Annotated in this window: 18 protein-coding genes; 9 read left to right on the top strand and 9 right to left on the bottom strand. The window is 53.4% G+C overall.

Going from position 1 to position 18,118, the window contains the following annotated elements:
• The first annotated feature begins 140 nt into the window (after nt 1-140).
• Complete coding sequence (dauA, locus tag ACT3RR_RS19910) at nt 141-1,832, top strand: C4-dicarboxylic acid transporter DauA (RefSeq protein WP_353502252.1); 1,692 nt, start codon at nt 141-143, stop codon at nt 1,830-1,832.
• A 94-nt stretch (nt 1,833-1,926) separates the two neighbouring features.
• Here dauA and kdsA read toward each other — a convergent pair whose 3' ends face one another.
• The 6 genes from kdsA to hemA form a co-directional block, all read right to left on the bottom strand.
• On the bottom strand, nt 1,927-2,781 hold the full coding sequence (gene kdsA / locus ACT3RR_RS19905) for a 3-deoxy-8-phosphooctulonate synthase (protein WP_034790806.1): 855 nt from the start codon (nt 2,779-2,781) through the stop codon (nt 1,927-1,929).
• 92 nt (nt 2,782-2,873) lie between these two features.
• Complete coding sequence (sirB1, locus tag ACT3RR_RS19900; protein WP_353502253.1) at nt 2,874-3,683, bottom strand: invasion regulator SirB1; 810 nt, start codon at nt 3,681-3,683, stop codon at nt 2,874-2,876.
• 2 nt (nt 3,684-3,685) lie between these two features.
• Nucleotides 3,686-4,078 (bottom strand): SirB2 family protein, encoded by a 393-nt coding sequence (locus ACT3RR_RS19895; RefSeq protein ID WP_485900777.1) that lies wholly within the window; start codon nt 4,076-4,078, stop codon nt 3,686-3,688.
• Between the two features lie 54 nt (nt 4,079-4,132).
• Nucleotides 4,133-4,969 (bottom strand): peptide chain release factor N(5)-glutamine methyltransferase, encoded by an 837-nt coding sequence (gene prmC, locus ACT3RR_RS19890; protein ID WP_496200976.1) that lies wholly within the window; start codon nt 4,967-4,969, stop codon nt 4,133-4,135.
• Nucleotides 4,969-6,051 carry a peptide chain release factor 1 gene (gene prfA / locus ACT3RR_RS19885; protein WP_353502256.1) on the bottom strand — a complete coding sequence of 361 codons (1,083 nt, stop codon included), beginning with the start codon at nt 6,049-6,051 and terminating at the stop codon, nt 4,969-4,971. Before prfA ends, prmC begins: the two co-directional genes overlap by 1 nt.
• A gap of 31 nt (nt 6,052-6,082) precedes the next feature.
• On the bottom strand, nt 6,083-7,345 hold the full coding sequence (gene hemA, locus ACT3RR_RS19880; protein WP_353502257.1) for a glutamyl-tRNA reductase: 1,263 nt from the start codon (nt 7,343-7,345) through the stop codon (nt 6,083-6,085).
• Nucleotides 7,346-7,675: 330 nt separating this feature from the next.
• Here hemA and lolB point away from each other — a divergent pair, with 330 nt between their 5' ends.
• From lolB to prs, 3 genes are all read left to right on the top strand, one after another.
• Entirely contained in the window at nt 7,676-8,299 is a 624-nt protein-coding gene (lolB, locus tag ACT3RR_RS19875) for a lipoprotein insertase outer membrane protein LolB (protein WP_496200975.1), read from the top strand.
• Between the two features lies 1 nt (nt 8,300).
• A complete protein-coding gene (gene ispE, locus ACT3RR_RS19870) occupies nt 8,301-9,161 on the top strand; it encodes a 4-(cytidine 5'-diphospho)-2-C-methyl-D-erythritol kinase (RefSeq protein WP_353502259.1) in 861 nt (286 codons plus the stop codon).
• Between the two features lie 195 nt (nt 9,162-9,356).
• Complete coding sequence (gene prs / locus ACT3RR_RS19865) at nt 9,357-10,304, top strand: ribose-phosphate diphosphokinase (RefSeq protein WP_034790822.1); 948 nt, start codon at nt 9,357-9,359, stop codon at nt 10,302-10,304.
• Nucleotides 10,305-10,428: 124 nt separating this feature from the next.
• On the opposite strand, the gene ychH is transcribed toward prs, so the two are convergent.
• Nucleotides 10,429-10,701: a stress-induced protein YchH gene (ychH, locus tag ACT3RR_RS19860; RefSeq protein WP_353502260.1), complete on the bottom strand. Its 273-nt coding sequence runs from the start codon at nt 10,699-10,701 to the stop codon at nt 10,429-10,431.
• A 290-nt stretch (nt 10,702-10,991) separates the two neighbouring features.
• Between ychH and pth the strand changes: the two genes are divergently transcribed.
• Nucleotides 10,992-11,582: an aminoacyl-tRNA hydrolase gene (gene pth / locus ACT3RR_RS19855; protein WP_353502261.1), complete on the top strand. Its 591-nt coding sequence runs from the start codon at nt 10,992-10,994 to the stop codon at nt 11,580-11,582.
• Between the two features lie 74 nt (nt 11,583-11,656).
• On the opposite strand, the gene ACT3RR_RS19850 is transcribed toward pth, so the two are convergent.
• Nucleotides 11,657-13,138, bottom strand: coding sequence for a SulP family inorganic anion transporter (locus ACT3RR_RS19850; protein WP_353502262.1), 1,482 nt, complete (start codon nt 13,136-13,138; stop codon nt 11,657-11,659).
• 450 nt (nt 13,139-13,588) lie between these two features.
• Here ACT3RR_RS19850 and ychF point away from each other — a divergent pair, with 450 nt between their 5' ends.
• Both ychF and yajD read left to right on the top strand, forming a co-directional pair.
• Nucleotides 13,589-14,680 (top strand): redox-regulated ATPase YchF, encoded by a 1,092-nt coding sequence (gene ychF, locus ACT3RR_RS19845; RefSeq protein ID WP_353502263.1) that lies wholly within the window; start codon nt 13,589-13,591, stop codon nt 14,678-14,680.
• 157 nt (nt 14,681-14,837) lie between these two features.
• Nucleotides 14,838-15,185, top strand: a complete 348-nt coding sequence (yajD, locus tag ACT3RR_RS19840) for an HNH nuclease YajD (RefSeq protein ID WP_353502264.1) — start codon at nt 14,838-14,840, stop codon at nt 15,183-15,185.
• A 73-nt stretch (nt 15,186-15,258) separates the two neighbouring features.
• Here the strand turns inward: yajD and ACT3RR_RS19835 are convergent, their stop codons facing one another.
• On the bottom strand, nt 15,259-16,068 hold the full coding sequence (locus ACT3RR_RS19835; RefSeq protein WP_496200974.1) for a DeoR family transcriptional regulator: 810 nt from the start codon (nt 16,066-16,068) through the stop codon (nt 15,259-15,261).
• A gap of 250 nt (nt 16,069-16,318) precedes the next feature.
• Between ACT3RR_RS19835 and kbaZ the strand changes: the two genes are divergently transcribed.
• Nucleotides 16,319-17,611: a tagatose-bisphosphate aldolase subunit KbaZ gene (gene kbaZ, locus ACT3RR_RS19830; protein ID WP_496200973.1), complete on the top strand. Its 1,293-nt coding sequence runs from the start codon at nt 16,319-16,321 to the stop codon at nt 17,609-17,611.
• Between the two features lie 24 nt (nt 17,612-17,635).
• Nucleotides 17,636-18,109, top strand: a complete 474-nt coding sequence (gene agaV / locus ACT3RR_RS19825; protein WP_034790838.1) for a PTS N-acetylgalactosamine transporter subunit IIB — start codon at nt 17,636-17,638, stop codon at nt 18,107-18,109.
• Nucleotides 18,110-18,118 lie beyond the last annotated feature (9 nt).

Raw genomic sequence — 18,118 nt, 5'->3', positions numbered from 1 at the left:
GATACTATCCAGCTTGTCACCCGTCTTGTCCTTGATTTGCATCTATAACTGTTACAGAAAAAGAGCGTATCTTTACTGCTTAGCCGATGACGGGGTTGTTTCCCGCCTTAATATCCTCATCGCCATGGACGCCCGCTGTTATGCATACTTCTGCCAATCGCCCTCTTCGCCTGTTTAGCGCCTTAAAAGACGCCTGCGTTAACGAGAAATACACTGCCCAGCGTCTGCTCAAGGATGCTATTGCCGGGGTCACCGTCGGCATCATCGCCATCCCGCTGGCTATGGCGCTGGCTATCGGCAGCGGCGTACCGCCGCAAAACGGCCTTTATACCGCCGCCGTCGCCGGGATCATCATTGCCATCTGCGGCGGCTCGCGGTTTAGCGTCTCGGGGCCGACGGCGGCCTTCGTGGTGATCCTCTACCCGGTTTCCCAACAATATGGCTTATCCGGCCTGCTGCTGGCGACATTAATGTCCGGGCTGATGCTGGTGCTAATGGGCGTGTTACGCCTTGGGCGGCTGATAGAATATATTCCGCTGCCGGTGACGCTCGGATTTACTTCAGGGATTGGTATCACCATCGCCACCATGCAGATTAAGGACTTTTTCGGTTTGAGCGTGGATGCCATGCCGGAACACTATCTCAGCAAGCTGCTGGTGCTGGTTCAGGCCTTACCAAGCTTTGATATAGGCGACGCCGCGATTGGCGTCGTGACGCTGGCGGTACTGATTTTCTGGCCGAAGCTTGGCTTGAAGTTGCCCGGCCATCTCCCGGCCCTGCTGGCGGGCTGCGCCGTGATGGCGATATTTATGCAAACCGGCCATTCAGTGGCGACCATCGGCTCGCGCTTCCACTACCTGCTTCCCGACGGCTCGCAGGGCAGCGGCATTCCGGCAATTTTGCCGCAATTTACCCTGCCTTGGGCAGCCACCGGCGGCGGCTCAGGTTTTAGCCTCGACTTAGTACAGGCACTTCTGCCCGCCGCGTTTTCTATGGCGATGCTGGGGGCAATTGAATCCCTGCTGTGCGCGGTAGTGCTCGACGGCATGACCGGCAAAAAGCATCATTCCAACAATGAGCTGATCGGTCAGGGGATTGGCAACATCGTGACGCCGTTTTTTGGCGGCATTACCGCCACGGCGGCGATTGCCCGCTCCGCCGCCAACGTGCGCGCCGGAGCGACCTCTCCGGTGTCTGCCGTCATTCACTCGCTGTTGGTGCTTCTGGCGCTACTGATGCTCGCTCCGCTGCTCTCATGGCTGCCGCTGGCGGCCATGGCGGCGCTGCTGCTAATGGTGGCGTGGAACATGAGCGAAGCCCATAAAGTGGTCAACCTGCTGCGTCGCGCGCCCAAAGACGACATTCTGGTGATGCTGACCTGCATGAGCCTCACCGTGCTGTTCGACATGGTGATCGCCATTACAGCGGGGATTGTGCTGGCATCGCTGCTGTTTATGCGCCGCATCGCCAAGATGACCCGCCTGAGCGAAGTGGCCGGAGATTTCGCCGCCGATGAGGCCGTCTGGCGAGTCAACGGCCCGCTGTTCTTTGCCGCCGCCGAGCGGGTATTTGGCGAGCTTTCAGCCCGCACCTCGCAGGCCAAACGCATTATTCTGGTATGGGACCGCGTGGCGATCCTCGACGCGGGCGGGCTGAGCGCCCTGCAACACTTCATTGACGAGTTGCCGGAGAACGTCGAGCTGGTGATAACCGATATTCCCTTCCAGCCTTTGAAAACGCTGGCGCGGGCGGGCGTCAAACCTATCGAGCAGCGTTTAAGTTTCTACAGCACGCTGGCCGATGCTCAGGCCGCGAGCCAGCCAGATATTTAGAATGCATCAAGGCTGAAAAGCAAAAAGGCGCCCTGTTTGCAGAGGCGCCTTTTTTGTCTGGTGTCTGGCAATAAGCTCGCCGTACTACAGAATCTTACTTGCTGGTATCCAGAGCCGGGAAGCTTTTCACCAGATCATCAATGGCTTTCATCTGAACCAGGAACGGCTCCAGTTTAGCCAATGGCAGCGCAGACGGGCCGTCACACTTGGCGTTAGCCGGATCTTCATGAGCTTCAATGAACAGACCGGCCAGACCGACTGCCATGCCAGCACGCGCCAGTTCTGCTACCTGAGCACGACGGCCGCCAGAGGCTGCGCCGAACGGGTCGCGAGTTTGCAGGGCGTGAGTCACGTCGAAAATCACCGGATGGCCGCCAGTGGCGTTGATCATCACGTTGATACCCAGCATGTCGACCACCAAGTTGTCATAACCAAAGTTACTGCCGCGGTCGCACAGAATCACCTGATCGTTGCCGCCTTCTTTGAACTTCTCAACGATATTGCCCATCTGGCCTGGGCTGACGAACTGTGGCTTTTTCACGTTAATCACGGCGCCGGTCTTCGCCATAGCTTCAACCAGGTCAGTTTGGCGAGCCAAGAAGGCTGGCAGTTGGATCACGTCAACCACTTCAGAAACCGGCTGTGCCTGCCAGCTTTCGTGGACGTCGGTGATGATTTTCACGCCGAAGGCTTGCTTCAGGTCTTGGAAAATCTTCATCCCTTCGTCCAGACCTGGGCCACGGTAAGAATGAATAGATGAGCGGTTGGCTTTATCAAAAGAGGCTTTGAACACGTAAGGGATGCCCAGTTTCTGGGTCACGGTCACGTAGTGTTCGCAGACGCGCATCGCCATATCGCGGGATTCCAGCACGTTCATACCGCCGAACAGTACAAATGGCAGGTCATTGGCGACGTTGATATCTTTAATGCTAACCACTTTTTGTTTCATGCTTTGGCCTTATTGATTGTCTATCAGGGGCAGTTGTACAGGTAATGCACTGTATTTAAATGCCTATTTAATTTTCTGCGGCTAATTCTAACTCAGTGCAAGGTAACTTGCTTGTGCTCAATCGCGTGGATTTGCACTTTAATCACTTCGGAAATCGGGTCTTCAGGACACTGCTCGACGAAGTAATTTAAATCAGAGAGCGCGACATGATTGCAATCCAAATGGGCGTAGATCAAACCGCGGTCACGAATTTCGTAAGGATCATCTGGATCGAACTCCAGCAGGGTTTCGCTGGCGCGCAGGGCCATCTCCATCTGCTTCTCTTCCATCAGCGCGGCTTTTAGCGTGTCGAGCATTCTTCGGACGATGACGTTATTTTCCGCCTCTTCCAAATCATCATCTTCAATCTCGGCGGTGACGCCCAGATTGCCCTTCAGCCAGACATGCAGAATATGTTCGCTCAGCGTGTCGCCGTTAATCGGGTTAATCAGCCACATCTCTTCGTCGAGCCAGTCGGCGCGCATGATCAGCTGAGTCGGGAAAATCACCGGCATCAGCGGCAAGTCCAACTGGTGGGCGATGTGCAGGAAAATAACCCCGAGCGAAACTGGCGTGCCCTGGCGCGAAGCCAGCACTTTGTCGAGCCAGATGGCGTCTGACAGGCGATAGATGCCCCCCGCGCCGCCAAAGCCCCAGGTGCGATAAAACAACTCAATTAACACTTCAAGCTGCTGATCCTGATTGAGATCTTCCGGGATGGCCCGGCGAGCCTCCTCAACCAGCGACTGTAACTGGCGACTGACGTCATCCGCGTTGAAATCATAGCGGATGGCCTGAGTGACCAGAATGACACCGGCGCTGAGCGGCGCGGCGTTAAATTCGAAATCAGCAATGGTACTCATAGTTATCCCAATAGCAGCGGTATTTGTGTCAAGGCGAGCTTAACGATCAAGGCTAAGCATCCTATTGCCAGAATAAACGCAATCCACCGAGTGGTTTGCCGACGTGGCCGTTTACTGAGTGCAACAAACCCCAATGCGATATAGATGATAACGCCAAAAAGCTTTTCAGTCAGCCAAGGAGTCTGCGGGCTGAATGGATAAAGTCGGGCAATGATCAGCAGCGCAATGCCGCTCACCAGCAAAAGCGTATCCACCGCGTGAGGCGTAATTTTCACCCAACGCTGGTGCAGCATAGCAGAACCTGTCGATTTCCAAAAAAAGCGCAATACAAACAGAAAAATACTCACTATGACGGTGGCAATATGCAGGTATTTAAAAGCCATAAAAGCAGACATTTTACTTCCTTGTGTATTAAGGGTTACGGGCAGGCAATGAAGCAGCAAGAGCCATTACGCTCCCTGCCACTGCCCGAGACTGACGCGGTCATTGCCGCCGTAATCTTTCACCGTGGCGACCTGGTGGTAGCCCGCCTGACGAAACAGCTGTTGGACGTCTTTCGCCTGCTGCCAGCCGTGCTCCAATAATAGCCAGCCGCCGGCTAATAAATGCTGCGGTGCTTGCTCAATGAGAGTCTGTAAGTCAGCAAGTCCGGCGTTGTCCGCCACCAGCGCACTGGCAGGTTCGAAGCGCACGTCGCCTTCGGCCAAGTGTGGGTCGGCAGAATCAATATAAGGAGGGTTACTGACGATAACGGCAAACTGCTGGCCCGCGACGGGAGCAAACCAGCTGCCTTGCACGAAACTGGCATTGGCGATCGCCAGCTTTTGCGCATTATGCTGGGCCAACTTGACGGCTTCGGGCTGTAAATCAACGCCGATGAGCTGGCAATCCGGGCGCTCGCTGGCAATCGCCAAGGCCACGGCTCCGGTGCCGGTTCCCAAATCCAACACCTTTTGCGGCGAAGGCGGCAAACGCAGCAATGCCTGTTCAACCAGACATTCAGTATCGGGGCGGGGGATGAGCGTGGCGGGTGAAACAGAGAGAGGCAAAGACCAAAACTCACGCTCGCCGACCAGATAGGCCACCGGCTCGCCCTGCTCACGTCGCGCCAGCAGAGCCTCTAACTGTTCAAGTTCGCTGGCCGTCAGCGGCGTTTCGCCAAAGGCCATAATAAAAGTACGCGACCGGCCGGTGACGAACCCGAGCAGAATTTCTGCATCGTGCTTGGGGCTTTCACCCGCCGACAGGCGACGGGTGGCGTCATGCAACCAATGTTGAAAATCCATTATTCCTGCTCGGACAACGCAGCAAGCTGGTCTGCCTGATACTCCTGCACAATCGGCTGGATCAGCGCGTCCAGCTTGCCTTCCATCACTTCATCCAGACGGTAAATCGTCAGGTTGATGCGGTGGTCGGTCACGCGGCCCTGCGGGAAGTTATAGGTGCGGTTACGATCGGAGCGGTCGCCGCTGCCCAGCAGGTTGCGGCGGGTTGACGCCTCTTCTGCGTGGCGTTTAGCCATTTCAGCCGCGCGAATACGCGCGCCCAGCACCGACATCGCCTTGGCTTTGTTCTTATGCTGTGAACGCTCATCCTGACACTCAACCACGATGCCAGTTGGCAAGTGGGTGATACGAATGGCCGAGTCGGTGGTGTTAACGTGCTGACCACCCGCGCCCGAGGAGCGGAAGGTATCAATTTTCAAATCACCGGCGTTAATTTCTGGCAATTCGGCCTCTGGAATTTCTGGCATCACGGCGACGGTACAGGCCGAGGTGTGAATACGCCCCTGCGACTCGGTTTCCGGCACGCGCTGCACGCGGTGGCCGCCAGACTCAAACTTCAGCTGGCCGTAGGCACCCTCGCCTGACACCTTAGCGATCACTTCTTTGAAGCCGCCGTGCTCACCTTCGTTAGCGCTGACGATTTCAACGCGCCAGCGGCGAGTTTCGGCGTAACGGCTGTACATGCGGAACAGATCACCGGCGAAAATTGCCGCCTCGTCGCCGCCAGTTCCGGCACGAATTTCAAGGAAGCAGCTGCGTTCGTCATCGGGATCTTTTGGCAGCAGCAGCAGTTGCAGCTTCTGCTCTAACTCTTCCAGCGTGGCTTTGCAGGTTTTGATTTCATCCTGCGCCATTTCGCGCATCTCTGGGTCATCGAGCATCTCTTCGGCCGCGGCCAAATCTTCCTGCGCCTGACGCCAGGTCAGAAAACAGGCAGAGACATCGCTCAACTGAGCATATTCGCGGGAGAGATTGCGGAATTTTTCTTGGTCGGCAATAACAGTTGCGTCGCCGAGCATCGCCTGCACTTCTTCATGGCGCTCTTGTAACACTTCCAGTTTGGCAACAATAGAAGGCTTCATGCGTGGTGTTTAACCCTGTAATAAATAGGAACTATTGCTGATCCAGCCCGAGGCTGTCGCGTAAAATTTGCAAGCGCTCGACATCGCCATCGCTGGCGGCCTGCTGCAGGGAACGGGTGGGTGCGTGAATAAGACGGTTAGTCAGTTTGTGTGCTAATTCGTGAATAACGGCAGAAACATCTGCTCCCTGAGCAATGGCAGCCAGCGCTTTGGCTTCTGCTTCGGCACGGACGAGATCCGCACGGGAACGGTAATCACGAATAATTTCCACCGCGCCCTGCGATCGCAGCCACGCCATGAAATTAGAACTTTCTTGCTCAACGATAGATTCCGCCTGCACGGCGGCGGCCTTACGTTGAGCCATATTGTTTTGAATAATGCTGTGCAGATCATCAACGCTATAAAGGTAGGCGTTGGCGAGTTTGCCCACTTCAGGCTCGATATCACGCGGCACGGCGATATCTACCATCAGCATCGGCTGGTTGCGGCGAGCTTTCAGCGCGCGTTCCACCATGCCTTTACCGATGATCGGCAGCGGGCTGGCGGTGGAGCTGATAATAATGTCGGCATCGGCCAGACGCGCGTCAATATCTTGCAGCGTGATCACTTCAGCGCCCACTTCGCTTGCCAGCACCTGTGCCCGTTCGCGGGTACGGTTAGCAATCATCATGTGGCGAACTTTGTGCTCACGCAGATGGCGCGCCACCAGCTCGATAGTTTCCCCCGCGCCCACCAGCAATACGCTGACGTCAGACAAGGATTCGAAAATCTGCCGGGCCAGAGTACAAGCTGCGAAAGCCACGGAAACCGCGCTGGCACCGATATCGGTTTCAGTGCGTACGCGCTTGGCGACGGAGAAGGATTTTTGGAACAGGCGCTCAAGTTCACCCGAAACCGCCTGCCCGTGTTGGGACTCAGCGAAGGCTTTTTTCACCTGACCGAGAATTTGCGGCTCGCCGACGACCAGCGAATCAAGGCCGCTGGCCACGCGCATAAGATGACTGACGGCGGCGTTATCCTGATGCCAATAAAGGCTTTTACGCACTTCATCGGCACTGAGATGGTGATAATCACATAACCATTTAACCAACTGTTCCTGAAGATTTTCCTGCTGTTCCACGCTGAGATAAAGCTCAGTTCGGTTACAGGTGGACAACACGACACCGCCCTGCACCAGGGGTTGCTGGAGCAGACTAGAGAGCGCCTGTTCAATGGTCTCGGGAGAAAAAGTTACCCGTTCACGCAAAGAAACCGGTGCGGTTTTGTGATTGATACCTAATGCAAGCAGGGTCATAAGGAAGCGTTTTTCGAGTAATACTTATGTTGGTATGGGTTTACGTCTGTGGCGCATTCTACAAGATGAGCCGGATCAATAAAAGCAAAGCAGCATTATCCGTTAAAGTTGTTGAAGCAACAGACGATTTCGATGACTTCGAGCTTACTGGATCTCCTCACTGCGTACTTCAATATCAATGATAGCCATGATCTATCAAGGGCTACTCTTTTTTCTTGAAACAATTGCGGCCTTTCTCAGTGGCTAACGTGCTCGACGTCAGTATGCTAAACTGACCATCGCCGAATTTGCCCAGGCATTTTGCCTCAGCACCCAAGGATTTAATCTGTTATGCCAATGCGTAAAGCTCATTTAGTTCGTTTTCTTCCTCTTGCAAGCCTGGTGCTTGCCGCCTGTTCCATCAATGCTCCTAAGGGTCCGGCGACCAGTCCGACTTCCCCTCAGTGGCGTGAGCATGAGGCGCAAATCAAGCAATTAGAGCACTATCAAACGCGTGGCTCCTTCGCCTATATCTCAGATAAACAAAAAGTTTATGCCCGCTTCTTCTGGCAGCAATACACGCGTGACAACTACCGCCTGTTGTTGACCAACCCACTCGGCAGCACCGAGATGGAGCTGAAAGTCCAAAGCGGCGTCGCCCAGTTGACCAATAATGAAGGCAAGAAGTACACCAGTAACAATCCTGATGAGATGATTCAGAAGCTGACCGGCATGTCGATTCCGCTGGCTAACCTGCGTCTGTGGATGCTGGGCCTGCCGGGCGATGAGAGTGATTTCACCCTCGACAGCCAGTACCGCCTGTCCAAAGTTAACTACAGCCAACACGGCCAGCAAGGCACCGTGGTGTATCAGAGCTACAGCGACGATATGATCCCATCATTGCCGAATCGCCTGGAACTGACCGAAGGCGACCAGCGCATCAAATTGAAAATGGACAGCTGGACCTTAAACTGAGATGACGCAATTGTGGCCTTCTCCGGCTAAACTCAATTTATTCCTTTATATCACCGGCCAGCGCGCCAACGGTTATCACGAACTGCAAACCCTGTTTCAGTTTGTCGATTATGGCGACAGCCTCTCTTTCGTGCCGCGCAACGACGGGCGAATTGTCCTCACTACCCCCGTCGAGGGCGTCGCGGACGAAGATAATTTGGTGGTTCGCGCCGCGCGTTTGTTACAACGTCACGCAAACTGCTCGCTTGGCGCGGACATTTCGCTCATCAAACGCATCCCGATGGGCGGCGGACTGGGCGGGGGTTCCTCTAATGCCGCGACGGTATTGGTAGCACTGAATGCCCTGTGGGAGTGCGGCCTGTCAGATGAACAACTGGCCGCGTTAGGCGTCACCTTAGGCGCAGATGTTCCGGTGTTCGTGATGGGCCATGCCGCCTTTGCCGAAGGCATTGGCGAGATACTGCAACCCGTCGCGCCTGAGGAAAAATGGTATTTAGTGGCCCACCCGGGCGTGCATATCCCGACCCCGATGATTTTTGGCGATCCTGAGTTAACCCGCGACACGCCAAAACGGCCGATAAATGTGCTTTTAAGCACAGCGTGGACAAATGATTGCCAACCGATTGCGATAAAACGTTTTTGCGAGGTTGAACAGCTTGTTTCTTGGCTGTTAGAATACGCGCCGTCACGTATGACGGGCACGGGTGCTTGCGTTTTCGCCGAATTTGCGACCGAGCATGAAGCCCGTCAGGTTTTGAATCAGATTCCATCGTCGGTCACCGGGTTTGTAGCTAAGGGCGTCAACGTCTCTCCCCTGCACCGTTTCCGCGAAGAATGGCTGAGAGCAGCAGGCAAAGCGTAGAGCGTCACGGTCCCGTTTCCCGTGTCTGTTCTTTGCCAGCCTCTCACTCTGTAACAGAGCCAAGATTTCCGTAGTATTGGTTGTAAAGATGTACCGAAGTATTTTTTCTCGTAAGCATAATGCTGTGGCATCGCTCACCGCCCGGTGGTGCCATAAGCCAATGTCTTCCCTGGACGCAAGCCTGAGGTTCTTCTCGTGCCTGATATGAAGCTTTTTGCTGGTAACGCCACCCCGGAACTAGCACAACGTATTGCCAACCGTTTATACACCAGCCTTGGTGACGCCGCCGTCAGTCGTTTTAGCGACGGTGAAGTAAGTGTGCAAATCAACGAAAATGTACGTGGCGGAGATATTTTCATTATCCAGTCCACCTGCGCACCTACTAACGATAACCTGATGGAACTGGTCGTGATGGTTGATGCCTTACGCCGCGCTTCCGCCGGCCGTATCACTGCGGTCATCCCTTATTTTGGTTATGCACGTCAAGATCGCCGGGTGCGTTCAGCCCGTGTGCCAATCACCGCCAAAGTGGTTGCAGACTTCCTTTCTAGCGTCGGTGTTGACCGCGTTCTTACCGTAGATTTACACGCCGAACAGATCCAGGGCTTCTTCGACGTACCGGTTGATAACGTGTTCGGTAGCCCGATTCTGCTGGAAGACATGCTGCAACAGAATCTGGAAAACCCAATCGTGGTTTCCCCAGATATTGGTGGTGTTGTCCGTGCTCGCGCCGTGGCAAAACTGCTCAACGACACTGACATGGCTATCATCGACAAACGCCGCCCACGCGCTAACGTTTCTCAGGTGATGCACATCATCGGTGACGTTGCTGGCCGTGACTGCGTGCTGGTTGACGACATGATCGACACCGGCGGCACGCTGTGTAAAGCCGCTGAAGCCTTGAAAGAGCGCGGTGCTAAGCGCGTTTTCGCTTATGCCACGCACCCAATCTTCTCTGGCAATGCCGTCGAGAACATCAAAAACTCCGTGATTGATGAAGTGATTGTCTGTGACACCATCCCGCTGTCTCCAGAAATTCGCGCACTGAAGAAAGTTCGTACTCTGACTCTGTCAGGCATGCTGGCTGAAGCAATTCGTCGCATCAGCAACGAAGAGTCTATCTCTGCGATGTTCGAACATTAATCTGGTTCCCTTCTGCTTGCGGAAGGGGCTGATTAGCGAGCATAAAAAAACCCGTTATTGTTCGCGCAATAACGGGTTTTTCTTTGGCCGATCTGCAAAGCTATAGGTTGTTAATCGCCTACTGTTAAGAATGACGATGATTCTTGCGGCAGCGGGCATCATAATGACGAACCCAAAAATAACGGTCGGCAACGCGTTCACGGCCACCGATTCGCGCCCCTGCTAGCCATAAAATCGCACCAATAAAGATGCTGGCTATTGCGCCATGGGCTAAAAATTGCGGTAAATTCAGACTCGGCATCTGATTCAGAATGGAGTATCCAACCCCGCCGACCATAGTGACCAGACCAAGCCCCATCAGCACGTTACCTAATACTGTTGCGGTTTTACGTTTCATATGTCACCTCCAGTAATCCATCAATTGAACAGGTCTATTTCTGTTTTCCTAGCTCAAAGTGTAGTCGTCGGGTGGGTTTTACTTTGCGGCAACGATCACAGACAGAGAACATAGCATGACAAATCTTTACGTTTTGTTGTCACTTTCATTTGAAGGGTGAATGGTTTTCTTGCTCAACTATTCACCTTTAAAATCATTATCCTGAAATTCCCCTCCGCAGGTTTGGCACAACTGCCTCACGCGGGTAAACTAACGCCCTGATCGTCACCTCATGAAGAAGCGAAACCAACGTGAGCAGCATTAAATTAATTGTGGGTCTGGCCAACCCTGGCGCCGAATACGCCCAAACGCGGCACAACGCCGGAGCCTGGTATGTGGACCTGTTGGCGCGCCAGCATAATCAGCAGCTTAAAGAAGAGAGTAAGTTCTACGGCTACACCGCGCGTTTGTCGCTGGCGGGCCAGGATGTTCGTCTTTTAGTGCCGACGACCTTTATGAATCTCAGCGGCAAGGCCGTGCTGGCGATGGCGAATTTTTATCGCGTCGAGCCGAATGAGATTTTGGTAGCCCACGACGAGTTAGACATCCCGCCGGGCTTGGCGAAAATCAAACTGGGCGGCGGCAACGGCGGCCACAACGGCCTGAAAGATATTCAGAGCAAGCTGGGGAACAACCCTAATTTCTATCGCCTGCGCATTGGTATTGGTCATCCGGGCGATAAAAATAAGGTGGTGGGATTTGTTCTCGGCAAGCCCCCGGCCAGCGAGCAGAAGCTGATTGATGACGCCATCGACGAGTCGCTACGCTGTACCGAGATGCTAATGAAAGAAGGTTTAGAGAAAACCATCCAGCGTCTGCACAGTTTTAAAGCCCAGCCGTAACTCAGTTAAAACTCTATTAAAAGCAAAAAGGCGCGAAATTCGCGCCTTTTCTTATTCAGATTGCCTGACTGCCTTCACAGATTGTCTTCCGCGACGTAATACTGCGGGTCATCCAGCTCGTGGCTACAGAACGGACCAGCCTTTTTCAGCAGGCTCACGCAGTCATCACTGAGGTGGCGCAGCCGAATCGACTTGCCCGCCTCGAGATAGCGCGCGGTCAGTTTATCAATCGCCTCAACGCCGCTGGAGTCCATCACTCGCGTTGCGGCAAAGTCCAACACTACGTTTTGCGGATCGTTCATCGGCTCAAATAACTCGCCAAAGCTGGCCGAGGAGCCAAAGAACAGTGGCCCTTCAAGCTTATAAATCGCCAGATCGCCCTTGGTTTTATGTTCACGAATGCGGATACGCGCCTGCTGCCAGGCGAAGACCAGCGCGGAGATAATTACTCCACTGATCACCGCCACGGCCAGATCGGTGAAAATAGTGATTAAGGTAACAATCACCATCACCAGCGCGTCGGCCTTTGGCATGCGTCGCAGCCTGCGCAGCGAACTCCACTCAAAGGTGTTGTAACACACGACCAACATGATCCCTGCCAGCGCCGCTACCGGCAACAGACCGATGTAACCCGACAGGCTAATCACAAATAAAATCAGCAAAATAGCCCCGACTACGCCTGAAATGCGCCCGCGCCCGCCCGAGGTAAAGTTGATAATTGACTGCCCAATCATCGCGCAACCGGCGAAGCAGCCAAAAAGCCCGCAAATGGTGTTTCCCGCGCCCTGCGCGATGCTTTCGCGATTGCCATTACCCTTCTTATTCCCCATTTCGTCCAGCACGGTCATGGTCAGCAGGGATTCAATCAGGCCGACCAGCGCGATCACCACCGCGTAAGGCAGCACCACCTTCAGCATCTCAAGGTTAAACGGCGCAACCGGCAGGCTGAAGTGAGGCAAAGCGCCGGAGATATCCGCCAAATCTCCGACTCGCAGCGTATGCAGATTAAAGCCAATCGCCACCGCCGCCACCACTATCAGGGCGGCCAGCGAAGAAGGAATAACGCGGGTCAGTTTTGGGAAGAGCACGACCACCAGAATCGCCAGCAGCACCAGCCCGTACATCAGCGGCCCCTGCCCGGCAATCATGTGCAGTTGCGCCAGCATGATGACGATCGCCAGACCGTTAACAAAGCCGTGAATAGCCGGAAGAGGCACCAGACGGATAAATTTCCCCAAACGGAAAACGCCGATCAGGATCTGAATTATCCCGGCAAATATCGTCGCCCACAGCACGTAGCCCATGCCGTGCTGTGCCGCGAGGCTCATCAACACCACCACAATCGAGCCCGCCGCGCCGGAGACCATGCCCGGCTTGCCGCCAAATAGCGCCGTGACTAAGCCAATAATGAAAGCCGTGTGCAAGCCGACAATGGGTGACAGACCGGCCACCAGCGAAAAACCTACGGCTTCGGGGATCATCGAAACCGCGACAACAAATCCCGCCAGAACTTCATTCTTGACGTCAGAAATCCTGAAATCTTTCAGGTTAAACATGATGTTATTCACTTTTTATCAATAGAAACCATTTCTCGCAGACGGAGAAACGCGTGCCGCAGAAGGCTTCACACAGTGGCAAAGCGCGGCAAAAAGCACGGTGAAAACCGTTTACGGAAGGGAAAAACTCAAGGTGGCGTAGGCAAGAAAGACATCTGGCGCGTTTCCGGTCGGTTAAAACATTGTGATCAGTATCTAAAATGATCGGAATACTGGCAAGATTTTTAATCTCAAATACAGGTTAGAGTCTGAGATAAGTGAAGGCGCCAACTGAACGAATCCCGCGAGCTGACACAAGTCAGTGACCGGGATAAGTGAAGGCGCCAACGCAGAGACGGTGCGAAGGATGCCGGAGATCGGCATTCTGTGTATAATGGCGGGCATAACGGTCATTACATCGTGCGATTAAAGTTAATTGCTTGATAATTAAGATATTAAGGTGATAACAACATGGGATTCAAATGCGGTATCGTGGGCCTGCCGAACGTCGGTAAATCTACATTGTTCAACGCGCTGACTAAAGCGGGCATCGAGGCGGCGAACTTCCCGTTCTGCACTATCGAGCCTAACACTGGCGTGGTGCCAATGCCTGATTCACGTCTTGACCAACTGGCTGAGATCGTAAAACCGCAGCGCATTCTGCCTACTACCATGGAATTCGTTGATATCGCCGGTCTGGTGAAAGGCGCGTCTAAAGGTGAAGGCCTGGGTAACCAGTTCCTGACCAACATCCGTGAAACCGAAGCTATCGGCCACGTTGTGCGCTGTTTCGAGAATGACAACATCATTCACGTGAACAACAAAGTCGACCCGGCGGAAGACATTGATGTCATCAACACCGAGCTGGCCCTGTCCGACCTCGACACCTGTGAGCGTGCGATCCACCGCGTGCAGAAACGTGCTAAAGGCGGCGATAAAGACGCAAAAGCCGAACTGGCTGCGCTGGAAAAATGCCTGCCACAGCTTTCCGAAGCTGGCATGCTGCGTGCGCTGGATCTGACTGACGAAGATAAAGCGGCGATCCGCTACCTGAGCTTCTTGACGCTAAAACCAACTATGTATATCGCTAACGTTAACGAAGACGGTTTTGAAAATAACCCGTACCTCGACACCGTTCGCAAAATCGCCGCTGCTGAAGGCTCTGTCGTAGTGGCAGTCTGCGCCGCGGTTGAATCTGATATCGCCGAGCTGGACGACGCTGATCGTGATGAGTTCATGGCCGAGCTGGGTCTGGAAGAGCCGGGCCTGAACCGCGTGATCCGCGCCGGTTATGAGCTGCTGAACCTGCAAACTTACTTCACCGCAGGCGTGAAAGAAGTCCGCGCATGGACCATCCCTGTCGGCGCCACTGCCCCACAGGCAGCCGGTAAAATCCACACCGACTTCGAGAAAGGCTTTATCCGCGCCCAAACCATCGCTTTCGAAGACTTCATCACCTACAAAGGTGAACAAGGCGCGAAAGAAGCCGGCAAAATGCGTTCAGAAGGTAAAGAGTACATCGTGAAAGATGGCGACGTAATGAACTTCTTGTTTAACGTCTAAGCCAAAATTCGGGTTGTAGAGACTATAAGTTGTGTTAAAGAAACCCCATGCAGATGCGTGGGGTTTTTGTTTGGAGGCATGACAGATGACCTTCCACCCCATTAAAGGATATATTGAGGCAATAATCTAACTCCCTCACTTCGTAACGGACACCACCATGGCACTGATCCCCAAAAATTACTCGCGGTTGGAAAGCGGCTATCGCGAGAAAGCGTTAAAAATCTATCCGTGGGTTTGTGGGCGCTGCTCGCGTGAGTTTGTTTATTCCAACCTGCGCGAATTAACGGTTCACCATATCGATCACGACCACACCAATAACCCGGCGGATGGCAGTAACTGGGAGTTGTTGTGTTTGTACTGCCATGACCATGAGCACTCAAAATACACCGAGGCGGACCAGTACGGCACAACCGTCGTCGCGGGCGAAGACGCGCAGGACGATGTTGAAGCGGCGACCTATAATCCCTTCGCAGATTTAAAGTCGCTGCTGAATAAGAAGAAGTAATTATGTAGATGTCAGCTTATGGCTGCATAAGCTGACTATAAAAACGACCATGTAACAGAGTTCTCCGCCCTACCTACCCCTCAACCACCACCACTTCTACCCCGGCTTTTCGCAGTCCGTTCAAACTCTCTTCTGGAATGCCGCTATCAGTAATAACCGTATGAATACGTTGAGTATCAATAATCTTGTGCAGGCTGGAGCGGTTAAATTTGCTGGAGTCGGTGACCACAATAATGTGCTCCGCGACTTCACACATCCGGCGATTCAAACGCGCTTCGTCTTCATTATGGGTACTGACTCCGCGCTCGAGGCTTATGGCGTCGACGCCGAGAAAAAGGATATCGAAGTGGTAATTTTGCAGCGACTGGTCGGCCTGTTCACCATAGAAAGAGAGAGACTGGCGGCGTAGGTGCCCGCCGGTCATCAGCACGTCCACCCCTTCGGCTTCCACCAGCGCGTTGGCCACATTCATGCCATTGGTCATGGCAATCACCTCTTTATGATTACGCATATGGCGCGCAATTTCATAGGTGGTGGTGCCTGAGTCAAGAATGACGCGGTGGCCCGGCTTAATAAGATTGGCGGCAACCCGCGCAATGCTGCGCTTTAAAGAAGTATTAAGGGAGCTTTTATCTTCCACCGTCGGCTCAATCCCCAGCGTGTTGGCGTCGCAAACCAGCGCACCGCCGTAGGCTCGCACGGCGATGCCCTGCTTTTCCAGAAAGGCTAAATCGTTGCGGATAGTGACCGTGGAAACATTAAAAAATGCCGACAAATCATTAACCTGAACACTACCCTGTTGACGAAGACGCTGAATAATCTGCTCACGCCTTTCACTGGTCCCTGTTACCCGTTTTTCCATTGCCGAATCGGTATTGCTCATCATTAATCCTTTCTCGCGGCCTTTCGTTTCATTTCGCTTTACCTATTAACGCCTTTCTTTTGCTGAAATGCAAGCCTTTGCACGACGCCAAATCGGTGGAACAACGGATAAAAAAACCTTTCACTACGTTTCTTTTGCGAAACAGATCGCATTTCCATTATCTTTCGTTTTGTTTTTATTGGTCGTTAGAGCAATATTCAGCGAAATGAACTGAAAGAAAAATAACCATTAACCCCTTATGGAGTGGAAAGTGAAACATTTAACCGAGTTTGTGGCTGACCATAAGCAGGATAAAGGATGCGGCATCTTTGCCGTCTGTTCCGCGCACCCATTAGTGCTTGAAGCGGCAATACGTCACGCCAGGGAAACACAATCGCTCTTATTAATAGAAGCCACCTCCAATCAAGTGGATCAGTTTGGCGGCTACACGGGCATGACCCCGGTAGACTTTCGTCACTTCGTTGAGCAAATGGCCGATGAGCACCACTTGCCACGCCAACAGTTGATATTAGGTGGCGACCATTTGGGGCCAAATCGCTGGCAAACGGCGCCTGCCGCAGAAGCTATGGCGCATGCTGAAGAGCTGATTCGCCATTATGTTGCCGCGGGTTTTAAAAAAATCCATCTGGATTGCAGCATGTCCTGTGCCGATGACCCGGTGCCATTAACCGATGAGATCGTGGCTGAGCGTGCCGCAAGGCTTGCGCGAATTGCCGAGCAGACCAGCAAGGAAACATGGGGTTCCTCTGATCTGGTGTATGTCATTGGGACAGAAGTGCCGGTTCCGGGGGGCGCGCACGAAACGCTGTCGGCACTCACCGTGACCTCACCACAAGCAGCAAAAGCCACGCTGCAAGCTCATCGCCATGCTTTTGAACAACAGGGGCTGAACGAAATTTGGCCACGGATTATTGGGCTGGTCGTGCAGCCCGGCGTGGAATTCGATCATGCTCATATTATTGATTATCAACCTGAAAAATCTCTTGCTCTAAGTCAGACTATCGAAGAATTTGACACCATGGTCTTCGAAGCGCACTCCACCGATTATCAAACACCACTCGCCCTACGGCAGCTTGTTCAACATCACTTCGCTATTTTGAAAGTCGGCCCGGCGCTCACTTTTGCATTGCGCGAAGCCCTTTTTTCGCTGGCCGCCATCGAGCATGAACTTCGCCCTTCTCACCAGTGTTCAGGGCTAAGAGATGTCTTAGAAAGCGTGATGCAACAGCACCCCCAGCACTGGGAACAGCACTACCACGGCAATAACGATGAGCGCCGTCTGGCGCGCGGGTACAGCTATTCCGACCGCGTTCGCTACTACTGGCCGGATCACGACATTGACGAAGCTTATTCCCGTTTGGTGACGCATCTAGCGGATCAATCTATTCCACTGCCGCTGATTAGCCAGTACCTACCCCTTCAATACAGCAGAGTTCGTGAAGGCAGACTGGCAGCAACACCGCATGAACTGATTATTGACCACATTCAGGATGTACTGCGTCAGTACCATGCTGCCTGCATGAGCACTTCGTCATCCCAATAACACAATGATAATAAGGAAGAAAATATGCCAAACATTGTTTTAAGTCGTATTGATGAGCGTCTGATCCACGGCCAGGTGGGTGTTCAGTGGGTCGGGTTTGCCGGGGCGAATCTGGTGTTAGTAGCCAATGATGAAGTGGCCGAAGATGAAGTTCAGCAGCATTTAATGGAGATGGTGTTGGCGGAGGGCATCGCCGTACGTTTTTGGCCGCTGCAGAAGGTTATCGACAATATCCATCGCGCCAACGATCGGCAAAAAATCTTGCTGGTCTGCAAAAATCCGGCTGATTTTCTCACCCTCGCCAACGGCAAAGTGCCAGTAACACGCATCAACGTCGGCAACATGCACTATGCCGAAGGCAAGCAGCAGATTGCCAAAACCGTCTCGGTCGACGATCAGGACATTGCCGCTTTTAATGGCCTGAAAAAAGCCGGCGTGGAATGTTTTGTTCAGGGCGTACCTACCGAGCCAGCACAGGATCTCTACAAACTCCTTTGAGGTATTTTC

Source organism: Ewingella sp. AOP8-B2-18 (assembly GCF_052376015.1).
In the GTDB taxonomy this organism is placed as follows: Bacteria; Pseudomonadota; Gammaproteobacteria; order Enterobacterales; family Enterobacteriaceae; genus Ewingella; species Ewingella allii.
The sequence above is the reverse complement of the archived record's forward strand: the minus strand, read 5'-3'. Positions and strand labels throughout refer to the sequence as shown.

Excerpts from the sequence above, each read along its gene's own strand:
- ychF (WP_353502263.1), top strand. The coding sequence starts at position 13,589 with ATGGGATTCAAATGCGGTATCGTGGGCCTGCCGAACGTCGGTAAATCT.
- ispE (WP_353502259.1), top strand. The coding sequence starts at position 8,301 with ATGACGCAATTGTGGCCTTCTCCGGCTAAACTCAATTTATTCCTTTAT.
- prfA (WP_353502256.1), bottom strand. The coding sequence starts at position 6,051 with ATGAAGCCTTCTATTGTTGCCAAACTGGAAGTGTTACAAGAGCGCCAT.
- lolB (WP_496200975.1), top strand. The coding sequence starts at position 7,676 with ATGCCAATGCGTAAAGCTCATTTAGTTCGTTTTCTTCCTCTTGCAAGC.
- dauA (WP_353502252.1), top strand. The coding sequence starts at position 141 with ATGCATACTTCTGCCAATCGCCCTCTTCGCCTGTTTAGCGCCTTAAAA.
- hemA (WP_353502257.1), bottom strand. The coding sequence starts at position 7,345 with ATGACCCTGCTTGCATTAGGTATCAATCACAAAACCGCACCGGTTTCT.
- kdsA (WP_034790806.1), bottom strand. The coding sequence starts at position 2,781 with ATGAAACAAAAAGTGGTTAGCATTAAAGATATCAACGTCGCCAATGAC.
- agaV (WP_034790838.1), top strand. The coding sequence starts at position 17,636 with ATGCCAAACATTGTTTTAAGTCGTATTGATGAGCGTCTGATCCACGGC.
- prmC (WP_496200976.1), bottom strand. The coding sequence starts at position 4,969 with ATGGATTTTCAACATTGGTTGCATGACGCCACCCGTCGCCTGTCGGCG.
- yajD (WP_353502264.1), top strand. The coding sequence starts at position 14,838 with ATGGCACTGATCCCCAAAAATTACTCGCGGTTGGAAAGCGGCTATCGC.
- sirB1 (WP_353502253.1), bottom strand. The coding sequence starts at position 3,683 with ATGAGTACCATTGCTGATTTCGAATTTAACGCCGCGCCGCTCAGCGCC.
- ACT3RR_RS19895 (WP_485900777.1), bottom strand. The coding sequence starts at position 4,078 with ATGTCTGCTTTTATGGCTTTTAAATACCTGCATATTGCCACCGTCATA.
- ACT3RR_RS19850 (WP_353502262.1), bottom strand. The coding sequence starts at position 13,138 with ATGTTTAACCTGAAAGATTTCAGGATTTCTGACGTCAAGAATGAAGTT.
- ychH (WP_353502260.1), bottom strand. The coding sequence starts at position 10,701 with ATGAAACGTAAAACCGCAACAGTATTAGGTAACGTGCTGATGGGGCTT.
- ACT3RR_RS19835 (WP_496200974.1), bottom strand. The coding sequence starts at position 16,068 with ATGAGCAATACCGATTCGGCAATGGAAAAACGGGTAACAGGGACCAGT.